Here is a 20,179-nt window from a genome sequence, read left to right on the forward strand (position 1 = left end):
ATGTCGGATGCGGCGTAAACGCCTTATCCGACCTACAAAACCCAACTTATCAACAAGTTAGCAAACTACCCAGGCCTTATAAGACGCGCCAGCGTCGCATCAGGCATCGTGTGCAAATGTCGGATGCGGCATAAACGCCTTATCCGACTTAAAGACGTCGAAGCTTCGCAATTACCGGTTCATTGGCTGGCGGAAAATCTTCTGCATTGAGGCTGGCCAGCGCCATCCACTCACCGGGCTGCCCTTCTTTACCCCATGGCTTCCCTTCCCAGCTTTCGACCAGCCAGAACCACAGAGTGATATGCCTGTCCGGGAACTCATATTCCAGTTTTTCAAATAGATAAAAATGTTGTGGGGTAATCCCGACTTCTTCCTGAAGCTCCCGCACCATCGCTTGTTCTGCCGTTTCTCCCGTTTCTATTTTACCGCCCGGAAACTCCAGCTTATTTGCCATGTGCGCATCTGCGGCGCGACGGGTTATAAAGATTTCGTTGTTTTCGTTGCGAATAATACCTACCGCGATTTGCAGTTTTTTCATTGTCTTAAGCCTATAAAAAAGGCGCAGAATCCTGCGCCTTTTATTTCAACAATTAGCTTTTATTGCAGGCGACCATGGCACTGCTTGTATTTTTTACCAGAACCGCACGGGCAAGGATCGTTACGTCCAACTTTACGGTCGCCGGTTTGCGCTGCCAACGCAGCTGCGGCTGCAGCGTCGTCATCCTGATGACTAAGCTGCTGCATTTGCGCTAAACGCTCAGCTTCCATACGACGCTGCTGCTCAAGCTCTTCAACTTCTTCCGGCATGCGTACTTGTACTTTGCTCAACGTGCTGATGACTTCATATTTCAACGATTCCAGCATCGCCGCAAACATGGAGAACGATTCACGTTTGTATTCCTGCTTCGGATCTTTCTGCGCATAGCCACGCAGGTGGATACCCTGACGCAGATAGTCCATCGCCGCCAGATGCTCTTTCCACAGGGAGTCAAGCGTTTGCAGCATCACTCCTTTCTCGAAGTGACGCATCATCTCAGCACCAACCACTTCTTCTTTACGCTGATACACTTCGATGGACTGCTCCAGGATACGCTCACGCAGCGTCTCTTCATGCAGTTCCGGCTCTTTGTCCAGCCACTCGGCAATCGGCAAATCAAGATCGAAGTCGTTTTTCAAACGCTCTTGCAGACCTGGAATGTCCCACATTTCTTCCAGTGACTGTGGCGGAATGTAGGCATCGATGGTCGCTTTGAACACATCTTCACGAATGCTGTTGATGGTTTCGCTCACATCGCTGACATCCAGCAGTTCGTTACGCTGGGAGTAAATGGCGCGACGCTGATCGTTAGCCACGTCATCGTATTCCAGCAGCTGTTTACGAATGTCGAAGTTACGGCTTTCAACTTTACGCTGGGCGTTGGCGATCGCTTTGGTTACCCACGGGTGCTCAATGGCTTCGCCTGGTTTCATACCCAGTTTACGCATCATGCCGGACACGCGGTCAGAGGCAAAAATACGCATCAGCGCATCTTCCATCGACAGGTAAAAACGGGAAGAACCGGCATCCCCCTGACGACCAGAACGGCCGCGCAGCTGGTTATCGATACGACGAGATTCGTGACGCTCAGTACCGATGATATGCAAGCCACCTGCCGCCAGTACCGCGTCGTGACGCACCTGCCAGTCGGCTTTAATTTTTTCAATTTGCTCTGCGGTCGGGTTTTCCAGCGCGGCAACTTCCGCCTGCCAGCTACCACCAAGCACAATGTCAGTACCACGACCCGCCATGTTGGTCGCGATGGTCACCGCAGCCGGATAGCCTGCCTGAGCAACGATTGCCGCTTCGTTGGCGTGGAATTTAGCATTCAGAACGTTGTGTTTGATACCGGCTTTGGTTAGCTCGTTTGATACCAGTTCCGATTTCTCGATAGAAATAGTACCAACCAGCACTGGCTGACCTTTCGCGGTACATTCTTTGATATCTTCAATGATCGCCTGAATTTTTTCCGCTTCGGTCATGTAGACCAGATCTGGCAGATCTTTACGAATCATCGGGCGGTTGGTCGGAACGACTACAGTATCCAGCTTGTAGATGGAACTGAACTCGAAGGCTTCGGTATCAGCAGTACCGGTCATCCCCGCCAGTTTTTCATACAGACGGAAGTAGTTCTGGAAGGTGATCGAAGCCAGCGTTTGGTTTTCGTTCTGGATCTGCACACCTTCTTTCGCTTCCACAGCCTGGTGCAGACCATCGGACCAGCGACGACCCTGCATGGTACGACCGGTGTGTTCGTCAACGATGATAACTTCGCCATCTTTAACGATGTAATCGACGTCGCGGGTAAACAGCGCGTGAGCACGCAGCGCCGCCGTTACGTGGTGCATCAGCATAATATTGGCCGGAGAGTACAGCGACTCACCTTCATCCATAATGCCTTCTTTCACCAGCAGCTCTTCAATAAGTACCAGACCACGTTCGGTCAGGTTCACCTGGCGAGATTTTTCATCCACCGAGAAGTGCCCTTCGCCCTGGAAGGTTTCGGAGTCTTCTTTTTCCTGACGGATCAGGTGCGGAATGATTTTATTTACGCGCTTATACATTTCCGAGCTGTCTTCTGCCGGGCCAGAAATGATCAGCGGTGTACGCGCTTCATCGATCAGGATGGAGTCCACTTCGTCCACCAGCGCATAGTGCAGTTTACGCTGTACACGTTCTTCAGGGCTGAACGCCATGTTGTCGCGAAGGTAGTCAAAGCCGTATTCGTTGTTCGTACCGTAAGTGATGTCAGCCGCGTAAGCTTCACGCTTTGCCGGTGCTGGCATGCCCGGCAGGTTAATGCCGACGGTCAAGCCGAGGAATTCAAACAGCGGACGGTTGTTTTCGGCATCACGTTGCGCCAGGTAATCGTTGACGGTAACAACGTGTACGCCTTTACCGGTTAATGCGTTCAGGTAAGCAGGCAGCGTTGCGGTCAGGGTTTTACCTTCACCAGTACGCATTTCCGCGATGCAACGTTCATTAAGAACCATACCGCCGAGCAACTGTACATCGAAGTGACGCATACCAAAGACGCGCTTACTGGCTTCACGTACGACGGCGAAGGCTTCCGGGATCAAGTTTTCCAGCACTTCGCCTTTTTCCAGACGCGCGCGGAACTCTGCCGTCTTCCCTTTCAGTTCTTCGTCGGAGAGTTTTTCCATCTCCGGTTCCATGGCATTGATAATGTTGACGACTTTGCGCATCCGGCGCAGGGTACGATCGTTACGACTACCGAAAACTTTAGTTAATAATTTGATTAGCATAATAAAATCTCAAACGCCCCGCATTACGGAGTAAATAAAATGAAGTAAAGGTTTCTCGTTGTTAGCAGAGGCGTTGAGGGCCAGCACGGATACCCTGCGCCTGGCTTATCCAGACGGACGTGCTGAAGTTTGCTTGAGGGGTAAAATGCGCATAATCAATGCGATAACCATTTTCAGACGGCTTGCCTTCCTGGGTCAGCAGCGCACTGAGCGTATCCAGTAAAGCAAGATGTTGCGCCTGAAGCGGTATAGATTCTTCGGCAACGGGCAGCGTTTGCGGCGCCATTGCAAAGGAGAGATGGCGGATTACCGTGCGAATAGCATGTTGATGCCAGTAATCAACGGAATAGTTCGAGTTCGGGCGGCGCGTGTTCGCTTCCAGCAAAGCCAACTGACTAAAGTTAACTTTGGCGGAAGGCTCGTGATTGCGCGTTGTCGCTTTTGCGGGCGCGTTTGGCTCGGCGGCGTTACTGAGCGCAGGCAAACCTAAACTCGCCGCGACCATCCCTAATAAGAGATGCGGCCAGAAGTAGCGTCTACCTAACTGTCGCCAGCGCGTCAGTATTCCACTCACGTTATTGCCATCCCGATCGTATTCAACGTTTTTAGCGCACAAATCTTATCATTAAAGCCAGAAGTCCACAGCAGTATTCAAGATAAGTAACACGTAAAAGTGCTTAAGAAAACAGCGTTCGCACCGATTTATTACGGTGCTGTAAAAACTCAAAAAAAAACGACTGGTTCACCTGGCCGGAGAGAGTGCCAGATTTGCCAGTCGAATTTTATACGACAGTATAGATGTCGTTATGCCAGTACGGCTGAAGGCGCTTTGAAGGCCAACGGCAGTTCTGCGTCGTCCTGGAAGGTCACATATTCCCAGGCTTCCTGTTTTGCCAGGACAGCCTGCAACAGTTTGTTATTCAGTGCATGACCGGATTTATAAGCGGTAAATGCACCGATAATGTTGTGACCACACATGAACAAATCACCGATCGCGTCGAGCATTTTGTGACGCACAAACTCGTCTTCAAAACGCAGGCCGTCTTCGTTCAGTACGCGATAATCGTCAACAACGATGGCACAATCGAAGCTGCCGCCCAGGCACAGGCCACGGGACTGCAGATATTCGATATCACGCATGAAACCAAACGTACGCGCACGGCTGATCTGGCGCATAAACGCATCAGCAGAGAAGTTCATCGCATAGCGTTGATTGCTGGAATCGATAGCCGGATGGTTGAAATCGATGGTGAAGTCCAGCGAAAAACCATTGTACGGCTTGAATTCGGCCCACTTATCGCCATCTTCGACGCGAACAGTCTCTTTGATGCGTACAAATTTCTTGGCGCAGTTCAGCTCGTCGATACCAGCATCAAGCAGCAGGTAAACAAACGGAGCGGCACTGCCGTCCATGATTGGGATTTCCGGCGCGTTAACTTCGATAACAATGTTATCGATGCCTAAGCCCGCGAGCGCTGCGTTCAGGTGCTCAACGGTTGAAATCCGTACATCATGCTCGTTGACCAGACACGTACAGAGCATGGTATCACGCACAGATTTGGCATCGGCCGGGAAATCTACCGGTGGATTCAAGTCGGTGCGACGATAGATGACCCCGGTGTTGGCCGGCGCAGGTCGTAAGGTCAGGGTGACTTTCTTGCCGGTATGTAAACCGACACCCGTCGCCTGAACGATACGTTTAAGTGTCCTTTGTTTGATCATCGTATTATCTCGCCAAATTATCTATCCAACCGAAGTGTACTATACATTCGGCAGGCCAGTTTAGCACAAAGAGCCTCGCAACCCAAATTCCAGCTAATTCTTAGTCAGCTTGCTTACGCAGGAATGCCGGGATATCCAGATAATCCGGCTCTTTCACGGTTTGTGGCGTATTGTCGTTCACCACTTTGGCCACAGGCTTCTGCTCTTGCGTCAGCGGCGCCATACCATGCTGCTGGTAGCGATCCATCACTGGCTGTTGAACTTGCTTATTGGTCACCAGGGTAATTTCAGGACGTTTGTCCATGCCAATGCCCGTCGCAACCACAGTTACACGCAGTTCGTCGTTCATATCCGGGTCAAGAGAAGTACCGATAACCACGGTCGCGTTGTCCGAAGCAAATGCACGGATGGTGTTACCTACGGTTTCGAACTCATCCAGACGCAGGTCGAAGCCCGCAGTGATGTTAACCAACACACCGCGCGCGCCAGACAGGTCGATATCTTCCAGCAACGGAGAAGAAATTGCCATTTCAGCCGCTTCTTCCGCACGGTCTTCACCGCTCGCCACGCCAGAACCCATCATTGCGTAGCCCATTTCAGACATCACAGTACGTACGTCTGCAAAGTCCACGTTCATCAGACCCGGGCGAGTAATCAGTTCGGCGATACCCTGAACAGCGCCTTTCAGCACATCGTTAGCTGCGCCAAAAGCGTCCAGCAGAGAGATACCGCGGCCCAGAACTTTCAGCAGTTTATCGTTCGGGATTGTGATCAGTGAGTCCACATGTTTGGACAATTCAGTGATCCCCTGCTCCGCAAATGCCATGCGCTTCTTGCCTTCAAAGTTGAAAGGCTTGGTCACGACAGCTACGGTCAGAATACCTAAATCTTTAGCCACTTCAGCAACAACCGGCGCTGCACCTGTACCGGTGCCACCGCCCATGCCTGCTGCAATAAAGACCATGTCTGCACCTTCCAGCGCCGCACGCAGTGCATCACGATCCTCATCAGCCGCATTACGGCCAACTTCTGGATTAGCGCCAGCTCCCAGTCCTTTGGTGATACCACTACCGATCTGAATCGTCTGCCCAACCGCTGTTTTACGCAGCGCCTGTGCATCGGTATTTACCGCGAAAAATTCAACACCTTCAATGCGCTCACGCACCATGTGTTCAACAGCATTACCGCCGCCGCCGCCGACGCCGATGACTTTAATCACCGCGTCGTTGGTAAGTTCCATTGGTTCAAACATAGTTTCTCTCCGATATGTGCCTGTCGCCTGAGGCCGTAATCACCGCCGGCCTCATAAAAATTAAAATTCTTTTCGCAGCCAACTATTGAGTCGCTTGATCCACGAGCCAACAGATGCTGTAACACGTTTTTCAACTTCCGCTTCACCGTTAAGATGTGACTCTTTCCCGTAATGAAGCAATCCCACCGCCGTTGAATAATACGGCTCCTGAGCGTAATCCGTTAACCCGGTGATATTCAGCGGCGCGCCGATACGCACCTGCGTATGAAACACGCGTTGAGCGCAGGCGGCAAGACCTTCGATCTGCGCCGCGCCACCGGTTAATACAATACCCGCAGCCAGGTGGTGCTTTACGCCTTGTTGGCGAAGCTTTTCCTGCAGCTGCAATATCTCTTCGTTGACCAGGTTGAGCAGCTCGGTATAGCGCGGCTCAATCACCTCCGCCAGCGTCTGACGTTGCAGACTACGCGGCGGACGACCACCTACGCTCGGCACTTCCACGCTCTCGTCTTTACCGACGATGGAACCCAGCGCGCAGCCATGACGAACTTTAATCGCTTCGGCGTCGCTTGGCGGTGTGCCAAAGGCATAAGCGATATCACTGGTCACGACATTGCCAGCATAAGGAATTACCTTGGTGTGACGCAATGCCCCGCCGGTATAAACGGCGATATCCATTGTACCACCACCGATATCGACGACGCAGACGCCCAGTTCACGTTCGTCTTCCGTCAATACCGAATAACTTGATGCCAGTCCGGCAAATATCAGTTGGTCAACTTTCAGGCCACAACGTTCAACGGCTTTCACAATGTTTTTTGCCATATCGTTGTGACATGTGATCAGGTGCACTTTTGCCTGCATCCGCACGCCAGAAAGCCCCACCGGATTTTTGATCCCTTCCTGATAGTCAATCGCATACTCTTGCGGGATCACATGCAGCACACGATGTTCATCACGCACGCGCACCGATTTCGCGGTATGGACGACATTTTCTACATCTTCTTGTGTCACTTCTTCTTCAGAAATAGGCACCATACCAATTTCATTCTGGCAGCTGATGTGCTTACCAGAAAGCGCCAGATATACCGAAGAGATCTGACAATCTGCCATCAATTCTGCCTGGTCAATGGCGCGCTGTACGCACTTGACCACGGATTCGAGGTCGTTCACCCCGCCTTTATCCATACCACGTGACGGGCAGCTGCCCACACCAATGATATTGACCATACCGTCGGGCAGAACTTCCCCTACTAAAGCGGCAACCTTCGCGGTACCAATCTCCAGTCCTACTACCAGTTTTCTGTCCGTCGCCTTGATCATTGTTGTTCTGCCTGTGCCTGATTTTGTTGCTGAGTAGATTCCTCTGGCGGCAAGGGCGCCCAGCCAACTGCCGCACCAGAGTCATAACGCAAATCAACGTAGCTAATCCGTTTGCCATCGGTTTGCGCCTGCTGCTGTAAAACCGGATAAAGTTCTACAAAGCGAGCCAAACGTTTCATCGTATCGCCCCGGCCAAGATTGAGCTTAATATCGTTATTCAGCGTCAACTGCCAGGAACGCCGCGCGGTCATCGCCGCTTCCTTCAGAGTAAATCTGTCCTTTGCCAGCATCTGCCCCATTTCGCGATAGCCCTGCAGCACTTCATTTGCGCTGCCTTCCGGACCATACAACATAGGGAGCACCTGCTTGCTGGTGCGATCTGGCGGCACGCTGAAGGTGTTTCCTTCAGCGTCAACCATATGCTGATCATTCCAACGCGCAATCGGCACATATTCAACCAGATGAATCTTCAATTCATCAGGCCACTGCTTTCTGACGCTCACCTGCTTAATCCACGGCAGGCGTTGTTCAATTTGCGTCTGGATGATGTTTACATCCTGGGTCATAAAGGTACCTGGCTCACCCAATGCCAGGATCGACTGCCGGATATCGTCATTACGCGTGTAATGGCGTTCACCGGTCAACACCAGCTTTGAGAGCGGCAGGCGTTGTGCATCTTCCATCCAGCCCAACACGACCCAGCCGCTCACCAACACTGTCGTTAAAACGGTCAGCAGGAAAAGGATCCCCGCCAGACGCGTTCCATTATTGCGGTGAGAAGAAATCTCTTCTTCACTGTTTCGCGTGTTCAGAGCAGCCTGCGACATATTAGTCCGCCAGTTCCAGAATTCGTACTACCAACTGCGAGAAGCTCATACCCGCCTGACGTGCCGCCATCGGCACCAGACTGTGACTGGTCATACCCGGTGAGGTATTAGCTTCCAGCAGATAAAACTGTCCATCGCTGTCCAGCATGACGTCTATACGCCCCCATCCTTTGCATCCTAAAGTCGTCCATGCTTTCAGCACTAATGCCTGCAAATTTGCCTCTTGAGCCGCTTCTAAACCTGCCGGGCAGAAATACTGTGTCTCATCAGAGAGATACTTCGCCTCATAATCATAGAAGGTTCCAGCGGGTTGAATACGTATTGACGGTAAAATTTCTTCACCGAGTATCGCAACCGTGAACTCCGGCCCACTTAGCCATTTTTCAATCAATACTTCTTCATCGTGCTGAAATGCCAATCTTAATGCATCTTGTAGAGCATTTTCTGCTACTACTTTTGACATTCCAACACTGGAACCTTCGCGGCTCGGCTTGACGATAAGCGGCAAACCTAAGGCAGAAATTTCTGCTAACTGCTTATCACTAAGGCCTTTTTCATACTCTGCGCGGGTTAACGCTACCCACGGCGCTACCGGTAAACCAGCGCCCTGCCAAAGCAGTTTGCTGCGTAGTTTATCCATTGAAAGCGCAGATGCCATCACTCCACTGCCGGTATAAGGCAAGCCCATCAGCTCGAGCATACCCTGCAGCGTACCATCTTCACCACCGCGACCGTGCAGAGCGATAAACACTTTCTGAAATCCCATCGACTTCAGTTGCGTTACGTCGATTTCTTTCGGGTCGACAGGATACGCGTCAATACCGCCTTCACGCAGCCCAGCTAACACTGCCGCGCCAGAATTCAGAGAAACTTCCCGCTCTGCGGAGGTCCCGCCCAACAGGACCGCGATTTTATCAGTCATGTTGCTCTTCCTCCGGAGTTTGCGGCTTCAGTTTGATTTCAGCTAAAGATCGGGCAATTTTTCCGATATTTCCTGCCCCCTGAACGAGGATCAGGTCGTTACCGGTTAATACTGGTGCTAGCATCTCGGCCACCTGCGCCGGGTCCGGCACCAGAATCGGATCAATTTTCCCACGGCCACGGATTGTACGACACAATGAACGACTGTCCGCTCCCGGAATAGGTGCTTCGCCCGCCGGATACACTTCCAGCATCAGCAGGGTATCCACCTGAGTCAGCACATTGGCAAAATCGTCATACAGGTCGCGGGTACGGGTGAAACGGTGCGGCTGAAACAGCATCACCAGGTTTTTATCCGGCCAACCTGCACGCGCCGCTTTAATAGTGGCGTCCACTTCGGTCGGATGGTGACCGTAGTCATCGACCAGCATTGCCGTACCGCTTTTACCGTTCACGGGTTCCAATGGAAATTCACCAAGGAAATCAAAGCGGCGCCCGGTCCCCTGGAAGCTCTCCAGCGCACGCAAAATAGCCTCGTCTTCAATCCCCTCTTCCGTGGCGACCGCAACGGCAGCGGCAGCGTTCAGGGCATTGTGACGACCTGGCGCATTCAGTGTAACGCGCATTGGCTCTTTGTCCTGACGCAGCAGCGTAAAGTGTCCCTGCGGGCCAATCTGCTGATAATCTTCTACGCGCACGTCGGCATCTTCGCTGAAACCGTAAGTAGTGGTCTGACGGCCTACACGCGGTAACAATTCGCGAATTACCGGATCGTCAACACACATCACTGCACGACCGTAAAACGGCAGGTTGTGCAGAAAATTAATAAAGGTCTGTTTTAAATTCTCAAAGTCGCCCTGGTAGGTATCCATATGGTCGGCTTCGATGTTGGTGACAATCGCCACCATCGGTTGCAAATGCAGGAACGACGCATCGCTTTCATCCGCTTCAGCAATCAGGTAACGACCATGTCCTAAACGTGCATGAACGCCCGCCGCTTTTACCAGCCCACCGTTAACGAAGGTTGGATCGAGGCCAGCTTCTGCGTAGATGCTGGAAACCATCGCGGTAGTCGTGGTTTTGCCATGCGTCCCGGCGATGGCGATGCCATGACGAAAACGCATTAACTCAGCCAGCATTTCAGCACGACGAATAACCGGGATACGAGCCTCATGGGCAGCAACAATCTCCGGGTTATCGGCAGAAATCGCGCTGGAAACAACGACCACACTGGCATCACGCACGTTTTCCGGGCGATGGTTGAAGTAAATCGTCGCTCCCAGATTCGTTAACTGTTGCGTGACCGGGTTTGGCGCTAAATCGGAACCACTGATCTGATACCCTTCATTGGCCAGAACTTCGGCAATACCGCCCATACCGGCACCACCGATGCCGACAAAGTGTATGTGCCGAACGCGACGCATTTCAGGCACGATGGAACGCAGTTTTGCCAATTGTTGTGTATTCATTCTTTACGCCATTAACTTCTCAAATTCATACGATGCAAAAGGCATCGCTACAATTACGCCCGGGCAGCCCGGCTCACTTCATTTGCCACTCGCTCGGTGGCATCCGGAATGGATGCAGCTCGGGCGCGTTCTGCCATGGTTAATAAGGTTTCTCGCGGCCACCCGGCCAGGGTGTTGGCGACGGCATCCACAGTAAGCTGCGGCTGCTCGATAATTTTGGCTGCGCCCGCTTTTTCCAGCGGCAGTGCATTCCAGTACTGCTGGCGGTCTTTATGTTGAAACGGCACAAACAACGCCGGTAGCCCTGCCGCAGCAATTTCACTCACCGTCAACGCGCCGGAGCGGCAAACGACGACATCCGCCCACGCATAGGCCGCCGCCATATCATCAATAAATTCCGTCACTTTATGCTGCGGTTGACCCGCTTCGGCATAAGCCTGCTCAACGGTTTGTTGCGAACCTTTGCCGCTCTGATGCCAGATGGTTACTGAATCGCCCAGTTTTGCTGCAACCTGCGGCATTGTCTGGTTAAGGATGCGCGCCCCCTGGGAACCACCTACAACCAGAACGCGAATCGGACCTTCACGACCAACCATACGCTGCTGTGGCAATGGCAGCGCCAGCACATCAGTACGCACCGGGTTACCAACAACTTCGGCATCAGGGAAAGCCCCCGGAAACGCCTGCATCACTTTGGTAGCAATTTTCGCCAGCCATTTATTGGTCAAGCCTGCAATGCCGTTTTGTTCGTGAAGTACGACCGGAATGCCCAACGACCATGCCGCCAAACCACCTGGCCCGGAAACATAGCCGCCCATACCGAGCACCACATCGGGCTTGTAAGCTTTCATAATCGCCCGCGCCTGACGCCAGGCATTAAAGATCCGCAGCGGAGCCGCGAGCAACGCTTTAATACCCTTGCCGCGCAGACCAGAAATACGAATAAAGTCGATCTCGATACCGTGCTTCGGCACTAAGTCCGCTTCCATACGATCGGCAGTACCCAGCCAGCGAACTTGCCACCCCTGGGCCATTAAATGGTGCGCAACAGCCAGTCCAGGGAACACGTGTCCGCCTGTACCACCTGCCATCACCATTAATCGCTTCCCTTTACCACTCATCGAGAACCTCGTACAAACGCCTGCGCTTTCTCCAGACGTGTTTCATAATCAATACGTAACAGCATCATGATAGCTGTCGACATAATCAGTAAGCTCGAACCACCGTAACTTATCAGCGGTAATGTCAGGCCTTTGGTTGGCAACATCCCCGCCGCCGCGCCTACGTTAACCAGTGCCTGGAAGCTAAACCAGATACCAATTGAACAGGCGAGAAAACCGGAAAAACGGTGGTCAATTTCTAACGCTTTACGGCCAATCGACATTGCGCGAAAAGCGACGAAGAATACCATTAAAAGCGCCAGCACCACACCGATATACCCCAGTTCTTCGCCGATAATGGCGAAAATAAAGTCAGTGTGCGCTTCTGGCAGATACTCTAGTTTTTGTACCGAATTGCCTAAACCTTGCCCCCACAGCTCGCCACGACCAAACGCCATCAATGATTGCGTTAACTGATAGCCGCTACCGAAGGGATCTTCCCACGGGTTCCAGAACGCAGTAACACGGCGGATACGGTACGGTTCGGCGAGGATCAGCAACACGACCGCTGAAATCCCCATGCCAATAATGGCAATGAACTGCCACAATTTTGCCCCTGCCAGGAACAGCATCGCCAGTGTGGTTACGAACAACACGACTACTGTACCAAGGTCAGGCTGCGCCAGCAGCAACACTGCCAGCACCAGAATCACGCCCATCGGTTTCAGGAAGCCGCGCAGGTTGTTACGTACTTCGTCGCCTTTGCGCACCAGATAGTTGGCGATGTAACAAAACAGCGACAGCTTGGTCAGCTCCGCAGGCTGAATACGCAGCAGGCCGAGATCGATCCAACGTGATGCCCCTTTAACTGAGCTACCTACCACCAGCACGATCATCAGCAGGATGATTGATCCAAGCAGCATCGTGGCGCTGTAACGTTGCCAGAACTCCATCGGCAGACGCAGTGTAATGATCGCCAGAATGAACGCCAGGATCAGATAAACGCCATCACGCTTCGCGAAGAAAAATGGATCGTTGGTTAAGCGCTGCCCAATGGGCATTGACGCCGAAGTCACCATGATAAAGCCGATCGCCGCGAGGCCGAAGGTCAGCCACAGCAAGGTGCGATCGTACATGATCAGGCTGTCGGTATCTTTTTCCCGCGAGCCCATCACCCAGCCCTTTAGCGCCGTGGAGATCCAGACCAGGATACTGATTCCGGGCAAGCGCGGCATTTTCAGGCGAGGGAGAGATAAACGCATCAACCTAACTCCTTCGCCAGACGGGCGAACTCATTGCCCCGTTGTTCAAAGTTCTTGAACTGATCGAGGCTGGCACAGGCTGGTGACAACAGCACCATATCTCCTGGCTGCACGCGTGGCGCCAGCAAGCGCATCGCCTGCTCCATGGTTTCGGTTTGCTCTGCCACTTCCGGGCGCAGCGCCGCTAACTGTGCGCCATCACGGCCAAAACAGTATAAACGCACGTTGTCGCCATTCAGATAGCGCGCCAGTGGACTGAAGTCCGCCGATTTGCCATTACCGCCCAGCAACAAATGCAGCGTACCGTCTACCTGCAAGCCGTTCAGCGCCGCTTCTGTACTGCCGACGTTGGTGGCTTTCGAATCGTTAATCCAACGCACGCCGTTGTGCTCCAGCACCACTTCAAAACGATGCGGCAGACCAGCGAACGTGGTTAACGCTTTCAGGCTGCTGGCGCGCGGTAAACCTGCGGCATCAGCCAGTGCCAGCGCCGCCAGCGCATTGGTATAGTTATGTTGCCCGGAAAGTTTCATCTCTTTCACGTTCAACACTTTCTCGCCTTTCACCCGCAGCCAGGTTTCGCCCTGCTGATGATTCAGGTGATAGTCACCCATGTTGACGCCAAAGCTGACGCAGCGTTCATCCGCACCGCGAATCGGCATCGTTAAGGCATCATCGGCATTGACGACACAAACTTTCGCATTTTCGTAAATACGCAGCTTTGCCGCACGATATTGCTGCAATCCAAACGGATATCTGTCCATATGATCTTCGGTCACGTTCAGAATGCTCGCCGCCACCGCCTGTAAGCTGGAGGTGGTTTCCAGCTGGAAGCTCGACAGTTCCAGCACGTACAGTTCACACTCAGCATCCAGCAACATCAACGCTGGCAGGCCAATGTTGCCACCCACGCCGACGTTAACACCTGCCGCTTTTGCCATTTCGCCCACTAAGGTGGTGACGGTGCTTTTGCCATTAGAACCGGTGATCGCCACAATCGGTGCCTGCGCTTCGCGGCAGAACAGTTCGATATCGCCAACAATTTCAATTCCGGCATCGGCAGCGGCGCTTAACGATGGATGCGCCAGCGCAATGCCGGGGCTGGCGACGATCAGATCGGCTGCCATCAGCCACTCGTCATTAAGACCGCCAGTGTGACGTTCCACCGTTTCGGGTAATTTATCCAGGCCAGGCGGTGTCATACGTGTATCCATAACGCGCGGCGTCACGCCACGAGCAAGGAAAAAGTCCACGCAGGAAAGCCCGGTGAGGCCCAGGCCGATAATAACGACATTTTTACCCTGGTAATCAGCCATGATTAACGTACCTTCAGCGTTGCCAGACCAATCAGGACCAGCATCAGCGAAATAATCCAGAAGCGCACAATGACGCGCGGTTCCGGCCAACCTTTCAGTTCATAGTGGTGATGAATCGGCGCCATGCGGAAAATACGTTGCCCGCGCAGTTTAAAGGAGCCGACCTGCAAAATAACCGACAGGGTTTCAACCACAAACACACCGCCCATAATCACCAACAGGAATTCCTGACGCAGCAGCACAGCGATAATGCCCAGCGCGCCGCCTAATGCCAGCGAACCGACATCACCCATAAAGACCTGCGCCGGATAGGTGTTAAACCACAGGAAGCCCAGCCCTGCCCCGACTATCGCGGTACAGACAATAACCAGTTCCCCGGCGTGCCGCAGATACGGTATATGCAAGTAGCTGGCAAAGTTCATGTTGCCGGTTGCCCAGGCCACCAGCGCAAAACCACCAGCGACAAATACGGTCGGCATAATCGCCAGTCCGTCGAGGCCATCGGTCAGGTTTACCGCGTTGCCGGTACCCACAATGACAAAGTAAGCCAGCAGGATGTAGAACAGCCCCAGTTGCGGCATCACATCTTTAAAGAACGGCACCACTAGTTGTGTTGCTGGTGTGTCTTTCCCGACAAGATACAGTGCAAAGGCCACCCCCAGCGCGATCACCGACATCCAGAAATACTTCCAGCGCGCAATCAGACCCTTGGTGTCTTTACGCACCACTTTGCGATAGTCGTCGACAAAACCAATGATGCCGTACCCCACCAGCACTACGAGTACGCACCAGACGTACGGGTTGGAAGGGTAAGCCCACAGCAGTACGGAGATCACAATCGCCGTCAGGATCATTATCCCACCCATGGTCGGCGTACCGCGCTTACTGAAGTGCGATTCCGGGCCATCGTTACGAACCACCTGACCAAAGGAGAGTTTTTGCAAATGGGCAATCATACGCGGGCCCATCCACAATGAGATGAACAGCGCGGTCAGCAGGCTGACGATGGCGCGAAACGTCAGATAGGAAAAGACGTTAAAGCCGGAATAATATTTGACCAAATGTTCGGCCAGCCAAACTAGCATGTCCCATTCTCCTGTAAAGCGCGTACCACCTCTTCCATGGCGGCACTACGTGAACCCTTAACTAAAATCGTAATCACCTGTTGCTCTGCAATCAGTGATTTAAGACGCGCAATAAGCGCAGTTTTATCAGCAAAATGTTCGCCAACGCCGCTGGCGGTACTAATGGCATGGCTTTGTTTACCCACGCTTAACACGCGGTCAATACCAGCCGCCTTCGCCGCTTCGCCTACCTGTACATGGCAGGCTTCGCTTTCAGCGCCCAGTTCCGCCATATCGCCAACCACCAGTACACGGTAGCCAGGCATCTCAGCCAGAACCTGTACAGCGGCGGTCATTGAACCGACATTGGCGTTGTAGGAGTCGTCGAGCAGCAACTGGTTTTCCGCCAGTTGAATCGGGAACAGACGCCCGGGAACGGCTTTCAGATTCGCCAGCCCCGCTTTGATAGCATCAAGCGTTGCGCCCACGGACATGGAGAGCGCCGCAGCTGCCAACGCATTAGCAATATTGTGACGCCCCGGCAACGGTAGCAGAACATCTACGCTACCCGTTGGGGTTTGCAGCGTAAATTCAGTGCCGTGCGAGGTCACATGGACATTGGTGGCAGTAAAGTCGCTGTTGGCGGCATTCGGTGAGAAGCGCCACACTTTGCGTGAGCCAATCACGCTTTGCCAGTTCAACCAGTCGTTGTTGTCAGCGTTCATAATGGCGATACCGTTTTCCGGCAGGCCGGTAAAGATTTCGCCTTTCGCTTTCGCAACACCCGCAAGCGAGCCGAAACCTTCCAGATGTGCCGCCGCCAGGTTGTTGACCAGCGCCGCTTCCGGGCGGGTCAGGCTAACGGTCCAGGCAATTTCGCCCTGATGGTTAGCGCCAAGCTCAATTACCGCGTAATCGTATTCTGGCGTTAAGCGCAACAGCGTCATTGGCACGCCGATGTCGTTGTTGAGATTGCCTGCGGTATAAAGCGTATTACCGCACTGGCTCAAAATCGCCGCAGTCATCTCTTTAACGGAGGTTTTACCGGAGGAACCGGTCAGAGCAACCACACGAGCCGGAACTTGCTGGCGAACCCATGCAGCCAGTTCACCAAATGCCAGGCGCGTGTCTTTAACGATTAACTGAGGCAGGTCGATGTCCAGCGGACGGCTGACCAATAGAGCGCCCGCGCCGCCAGCTTTTGCCTGGTCGGCAAAGTCATGGGCATCGAAACGTTCGCCTTTCAGGGCGACAAACAGACAGCCTGGCGTCAGTTTCCGCGTGTCAGTCGTTACGGCATCCAGGGTGACGTCAGCCCCTTTTAGTTCACCGTTGAGAATATCGGTAAGTTGGCTAAGGGTTACGCTAATCATGTGATCACCCCCAGCAGACGCGCCACCGTGACACGATCGGAGTAGTCCAGACGCTGGTTGCCAACAATCTGGTAATCTTCATGGCCTTTACCTGCGACCAGCACCACATCATTCTCTTTAGCCTGCATAACGGCGCAAGTCACCGCTTCGGCGCGGCCTTCCATCACTTTGGCATGTCCGGCGTCTAACATTCCCGCCAGAATATCGTTGATGATGGCACGCGGTTCTTCAGTACGCGGGTTGTCATCCGTTACCACCGCCACGTCGGCAAACTCTTCAGCAATCGCCCCCATCAGTGGACGCTTACCTTTATCACGATCGCCGCCGCAGCCGAAGACGCACCACAGCTTGCCCGCACAGTGCAGACGCGCCGCCTGCAAGGCTTTTTCCAGTGCATCCGGGGTGTGAGCATAATCCACAACCACCGTCGGTTTGCCCGGTGCAGTGAAAACTTCCATACGTCCGCAAACCGGTTGCAGACGCGCGGCGGTTTTCAGCAGTTCAGCCAGCGGATACCCCAGTGCCAGCAGCGTCGCCAGCGCTAACAGTAAGTTACTGACGTTGAATGCCCCCATCAGGCGGCTTTCAATTTCGCCATCGCCCCAGCTTGAGCTAAAGCGAATGGTTGCGCCGCTGTCGTGATAGTTCACTTCGGTCGCTTTCAACCAGCGGCCATGAGAGTTCAGGTTGATATGGTCTTCCATCGACACCGCAACTGCATCCGGCAGTTTTGCCAGCCAGCGACGGCCCACTTCGTCATCGGCGTTGACTATCGCCTGACCGCTGTGATGTTCGGAGTAAAGCAGCCATTTTGCGGCTTCGTAATGTTCCATATCACCATGATAATCAAGGTGATCGCGGCTTAAGTTAGTAAAGACTGACGCCGCAAATTTCAATGCCGCCACACGGTGCTGTACCAGCCCGTGGGAGGAAACTTCCATTGCGCAAAAAGTCGCCCCCTGATCCACCAGCCCCGCCAGCTCATGCTGAACGTCGACTGCCGAACCGGTCGTGTTTTCCGTTGGAATAACTTTACCCAGCAGGCCGTTACCTACGGTACCCATCACTGCACTGGTTTCGCCAAGCAGTTGGCTCCACTGCGCCAGCAGCTGAGTAGTGGTGGTTTTGCCGTTGGTACCCGTTACGCCCACGAGACGTAAATTGTCAGAGGGTTCATGGTAAAAGCGGCCCGCCAGCGCTGATAAACGCTCATTGAGCTGGCTGAGATAGATGACCGGTACACCGTGCATTTCACGGATTTCACCGTCGGTCGCCTCATCTTTTGCCTCTGCAATAATGGCAGCCACACCTTGCGCTATCGCCTGCGGGATATATCGACGCCCGTCCGCCTGATGACCTACTACAGCTACAAAAAGATCGCCCGACGCAGCCACACGGCTGTCGAGTGTCATCTCTCGCAGTGCTCGCGAAGGTGCGTCTGGCACCCACGGAGCAAGAAGGTCGCGCAAATTACGATCTGCCACCTGTCCCCTCGCCTTGATTAATCACAAATTCGTTTTTATCACCCGTTGTCAGCGCATCCGGTTCGATGTTCATGGTGCGCAATACGCCGCCCATGATGGCACCAAAGACCGGCGCGGAAACGGCGCCGCCGTAGTATTTACCCGCCTGCGGATCGTTGATAACAACAACCAGCGCGAAGCGCGGCTGACTCGCAGGCGCTACGCCTGCGGTATAAGCAATATATTTATTGATGTAGCGACCGTCCGGCCCGACCTTTTTCGCGGTACCGGTTTTAATGGCGATACGATAGCCTTTAATCGCCGCCTTCACGCCGCCGCCGCCCGGTAGCGCCACGCTTTCCATCATATGCACCACAGTGCGCACAATGGATTCCGGGAAGACGCGTTCGCCGGGAACCGGGGGGTCAACCTTGGTAATCGACAGTGGGCGATAGATGCCATAGCTGCCAATGGTTGCGTAGACTCGCGCTAACTGTAACGGTGTTACCATTAGCCCGTAGCCGAAAGAGAAGGTGGCCCTCTCTATGTCAGACCACCGTTGCTTTTGAGGATATAAGCCACTGCGTTCTCCGACCAACCCCAAATTGGTCGCTTTTCCCAGTCCAAAACGTGAGTAAGTATCTACTAACGCTGAGGACGGCATCGCTAACGCCAGCTTGGAAACACCGACGTTACTCGACTTCTGTAATACCCCGGTCAGGGTTAATTCGCTATAGCGCGCCACGTCTTTAATTTCGTGGCCGTTAATTCGATAAGGAACGGTATTCAGCACCGAGTTTTCCCGCACCACACCACGTTGCAACGCGGTCATCACCACCATCGGTTTGACAGTAGAGCCCGGTTCAAACACGTCGGTAATGGTACGGTTACGCATCGCCTCTTTTGGCGTGCCACTCAGATTGTTGGGGTTGTAAGACGGGCTATTGGCCATCGCCAGCACTTCGCCGGTGTTGACATCCACCAGCACGGCGCTGCCGGATTCAGCCTTGTTAAAGGCCACGGCGTTGTTCAGTTCGCGATAAACCAGCGCCTGCAGGCGTTCATCAATACTCAACGCCAGGTTGTGCGCCGCCTGGCTGTCGGTAGAAGAAATATCTTCAATTACGCGACCGTAACGGTCTTTACGCACAATACGTTCACCCGGTTGCCCGGTAAGCCATTTATCAAAACTTTTCTCGACGCCCTCAATCCCCTGGCTATCGACGTTGGTAAAGCCAATGAGGTGAGCGGTCACTTCGCCAGACGGATAGTAACGACGAGATTCTTCACGCAGATGAATCCCCGGCAGTTTCAGTTTTTTGATGTAGTCTGCCATGTCAGGGTTAACCTGACGTGCCAGATAGATAAAACGTCCTTTCGGGTTGGCGTTAATGCGGGCGGAAAGTTGATCCAGCGGAATATTGAGCGCGTTAGCCAGCGCCTTCCAGCGGTCACCGACGCTAATGCCGCCGGCTTCATGCACTTCTTTCGGGTCAGCCCAGATCGCTTTTACCGGCACACTCACTGCTAACGGGCGACCAGAACGGTCGGTAATCATGCCGCGGGAGGTGGAGACTTGCTGAACGCGAAGAGAGCGCATGTCGCCCTCTTTCACCAGCATATCCGGGGAGATTACCTGCAACCAGGCAACGCGCCCCAGCAGGAAAGCCAGTGCCAATAAAATACAGCCGCATAACAACGCAAAACGCCAACTGATAAAGTTGGCATGTTCTTCCTGACGTTTTGGTTTCTGCGTTTTCGCCGCTGCTTTCATGCGTCGCGTT

General features: G+C 53.4%; 16 protein-coding genes. All 16 read right to left on the reverse strand.

Annotation, left to right across the window (positions count from 1 at the left end; all coding sequences use genetic code 11):
* Window positions 1-148 precede the first annotated feature (148 nt).
* Window positions 149-538, reverse strand: coding sequence for an 8-oxo-dGTP diphosphatase MutT (mutT, locus tag A9180_RS00765; protein ID WP_064525167.1), 390 nt, complete (start codon window positions 536-538; stop codon window positions 149-151).
* Window positions 539-597: 59 nt separating this feature from the next.
* On the reverse strand, window positions 598-3,303 hold the full coding sequence (gene secA / locus A9180_RS00770; protein ID WP_064525170.1) for a preprotein translocase subunit SecA: 2,706 nt from the start codon (window positions 3,301-3,303) through the stop codon (window positions 598-600).
* A gap of 61 nt (window positions 3,304-3,364) precedes the next feature.
* A complete protein-coding gene (gene secM, locus A9180_RS00775) occupies window positions 3,365-3,877 on the reverse strand; it encodes a secA translation cis-regulator SecM (RefSeq protein ID WP_064525173.1) in 513 nt (170 codons plus the stop codon).
* 230 nt (window positions 3,878-4,107) lie between these two features.
* On the reverse strand, window positions 4,108-5,025 hold the full coding sequence (gene lpxC / locus A9180_RS00780; protein ID WP_000595482.1) for a UDP-3-O-acyl-N-acetylglucosamine deacetylase: 918 nt from the start codon (window positions 5,023-5,025) through the stop codon (window positions 4,108-4,110).
* Window positions 5,026-5,125: 100 nt separating this feature from the next.
* Window positions 5,126-6,277, reverse strand: coding sequence for a cell division protein FtsZ (gene ftsZ / locus A9180_RS00785; RefSeq protein WP_064525175.1), 1,152 nt, complete (start codon window positions 6,275-6,277; stop codon window positions 5,126-5,128).
* Window positions 6,278-6,337: 60 nt separating this feature from the next.
* The gene (gene ftsA, locus A9180_RS00790) at window positions 6,338-7,600 is read right to left on the reverse strand and encodes a cell division protein FtsA (protein WP_000588474.1); all 1,263 of its coding nucleotides are present in this window, start codon (window positions 7,598-7,600) and stop codon (window positions 6,338-6,340) included.
* A complete protein-coding gene (gene ftsQ / locus A9180_RS00795) occupies window positions 7,597-8,427 on the reverse strand; it encodes a cell division protein FtsQ (RefSeq protein ID WP_000075731.1) in 831 nt (276 codons plus the stop codon). The genes ftsA and ftsQ overlap by 4 nt, the downstream gene beginning before the upstream one ends.
* Window position 8,428: 1 nt before the next feature.
* Window positions 8,429-9,349 carry a D-alanine--D-alanine ligase gene (gene ddlB / locus A9180_RS00800; RefSeq protein WP_064525179.1) on the reverse strand — a complete coding sequence of 307 codons (921 nt, stop codon included), beginning with the start codon at window positions 9,347-9,349 and terminating at the stop codon, window positions 8,429-8,431.
* Window positions 9,342-10,817 (reverse strand): UDP-N-acetylmuramate--L-alanine ligase, encoded by a 1,476-nt coding sequence (gene murC, locus A9180_RS00805; RefSeq protein WP_064525182.1) that lies wholly within the window; start codon window positions 10,815-10,817, stop codon window positions 9,342-9,344. Before murC ends, ddlB begins: the two co-directional genes overlap by 8 nt.
* Before the next feature lie 53 nt (window positions 10,818-10,870).
* Entirely contained in the window at window positions 10,871-11,938 is a 1,068-nt protein-coding gene (murG, locus tag A9180_RS00810) for an undecaprenyldiphospho-muramoylpentapeptide beta-N-acetylglucosaminyltransferase (RefSeq protein WP_064525184.1), read from the reverse strand.
* A complete protein-coding gene (gene ftsW, locus A9180_RS00815) occupies window positions 11,935-13,179 on the reverse strand; it encodes a cell division protein FtsW (RefSeq protein ID WP_064525187.1) in 1,245 nt (414 codons plus the stop codon). Before ftsW ends, murG begins: the two co-directional genes overlap by 4 nt.
* On the reverse strand, window positions 13,179-14,495 hold the full coding sequence (murD, locus tag A9180_RS00820) for a UDP-N-acetylmuramoyl-L-alanine--D-glutamate ligase (protein WP_064525191.1): 1,317 nt from the start codon (window positions 14,493-14,495) through the stop codon (window positions 13,179-13,181). The genes ftsW and murD overlap by 1 nt, the downstream gene beginning before the upstream one ends.
* Window positions 14,496-14,497: 2 nt before the next feature.
* Window positions 14,498-15,580, reverse strand: coding sequence for a phospho-N-acetylmuramoyl-pentapeptide-transferase (gene mraY / locus A9180_RS00825; protein ID WP_000964124.1), 1,083 nt, complete (start codon window positions 15,578-15,580; stop codon window positions 14,498-14,500).
* Window positions 15,574-16,932 (reverse strand): UDP-N-acetylmuramoyl-tripeptide--D-alanyl-D-alanine ligase, encoded by a 1,359-nt coding sequence (gene murF / locus A9180_RS00830; protein WP_064525194.1) that lies wholly within the window; start codon window positions 16,930-16,932, stop codon window positions 15,574-15,576. The genes mraY and murF overlap by 7 nt, the downstream gene beginning before the upstream one ends.
* A complete protein-coding gene (murE, locus tag A9180_RS00835; protein WP_064525197.1) occupies window positions 16,929-18,416 on the reverse strand; it encodes a UDP-N-acetylmuramoyl-L-alanyl-D-glutamate--2,6-diaminopimelate ligase in 1,488 nt (495 codons plus the stop codon). The genes murF and murE overlap by 4 nt, the downstream gene beginning before the upstream one ends.
* Window positions 18,403-20,169, reverse strand: coding sequence for a peptidoglycan glycosyltransferase FtsI (ftsI, locus tag A9180_RS00840; protein WP_064525201.1), 1,767 nt, complete (start codon window positions 20,167-20,169; stop codon window positions 18,403-18,405). Before ftsI ends, murE begins: the two co-directional genes overlap by 14 nt.
* Between the last annotated feature and the right edge of the window lie 10 nt (window positions 20,170-20,179).

Origin of the sequence: Escherichia sp. B1147 (genome assembly GCF_001660175.1) — a bacterium.
Classification (GTDB): Bacteria; Pseudomonadota; Gammaproteobacteria; order Enterobacterales; family Enterobacteriaceae; genus Escherichia; species Escherichia whittamii.

What these genes read in the sequence shown, in the direction of transcription:
- mutT (WP_064525167.1), bottom strand. Translation starts at nt 538, where the DNA reads ATGAAAAAACTGCAAATCGCGGTAGGTATTATTCGCAACGAAAACAAC.
- secA (WP_064525170.1), bottom strand. Translation starts at nt 3,303, where the DNA reads ATGCTAATCAAATTATTAACTAAAGTTTTCGGTAGTCGTAACGATCGT.
- lpxC (WP_000595482.1), bottom strand. Translation starts at nt 5,025, where the DNA reads ATGATCAAACAAAGGACACTTAAACGTATCGTTCAGGCGACGGGTGTC.
- ftsZ (WP_064525175.1), bottom strand. Translation starts at nt 6,277, where the DNA reads ATGTTTGAACCAATGGAACTTACCAACGACGCGGTGATTAAAGTCATC.
- ftsA (WP_000588474.1), bottom strand. Translation starts at nt 7,600, where the DNA reads ATGATCAAGGCGACGGACAGAAAACTGGTAGTAGGACTGGAGATTGGT.
- ftsQ (WP_000075731.1), bottom strand. Translation starts at nt 8,427, where the DNA reads ATGTCGCAGGCTGCTCTGAACACGCGAAACAGTGAAGAAGAGATTTCT.
- ddlB (WP_064525179.1), bottom strand. Translation starts at nt 9,349, where the DNA reads ATGACTGATAAAATCGCGGTCCTGTTGGGCGGGACCTCCGCAGAGCGG.
- murC (WP_064525182.1), bottom strand. Translation starts at nt 10,817, where the DNA reads ATGAATACACAACAATTGGCAAAACTGCGTTCCATCGTGCCTGAAATG.
- murG (WP_064525184.1), bottom strand. Translation starts at nt 11,938, where the DNA reads ATGAGTGGTAAAGGGAAGCGATTAATGGTGATGGCAGGTGGTACAGGC.
- ftsW (WP_064525187.1), bottom strand. Translation starts at nt 13,179, where the DNA reads ATGCGTTTATCTCTCCCTCGCCTGAAAATGCCGCGCTTGCCCGGAATC.
- murD (WP_064525191.1), bottom strand. Translation starts at nt 14,495, where the DNA reads ATGGCTGATTACCAGGGTAAAAATGTCGTTATTATCGGCCTGGGCCTC.
- mraY (WP_000964124.1), bottom strand. Translation starts at nt 15,580, where the DNA reads ATGCTAGTTTGGCTGGCCGAACATTTGGTCAAATATTATTCCGGCTTT.
- murF (WP_064525194.1), bottom strand. Translation starts at nt 16,932, where the DNA reads ATGATTAGCGTAACCCTTAGCCAACTTACCGATATTCTCAACGGTGAA.
- ftsI (WP_064525201.1), bottom strand. Translation starts at nt 20,169, where the DNA reads ATGAAAGCAGCGGCGAAAACGCAGAAACCAAAACGTCAGGAAGAACAT.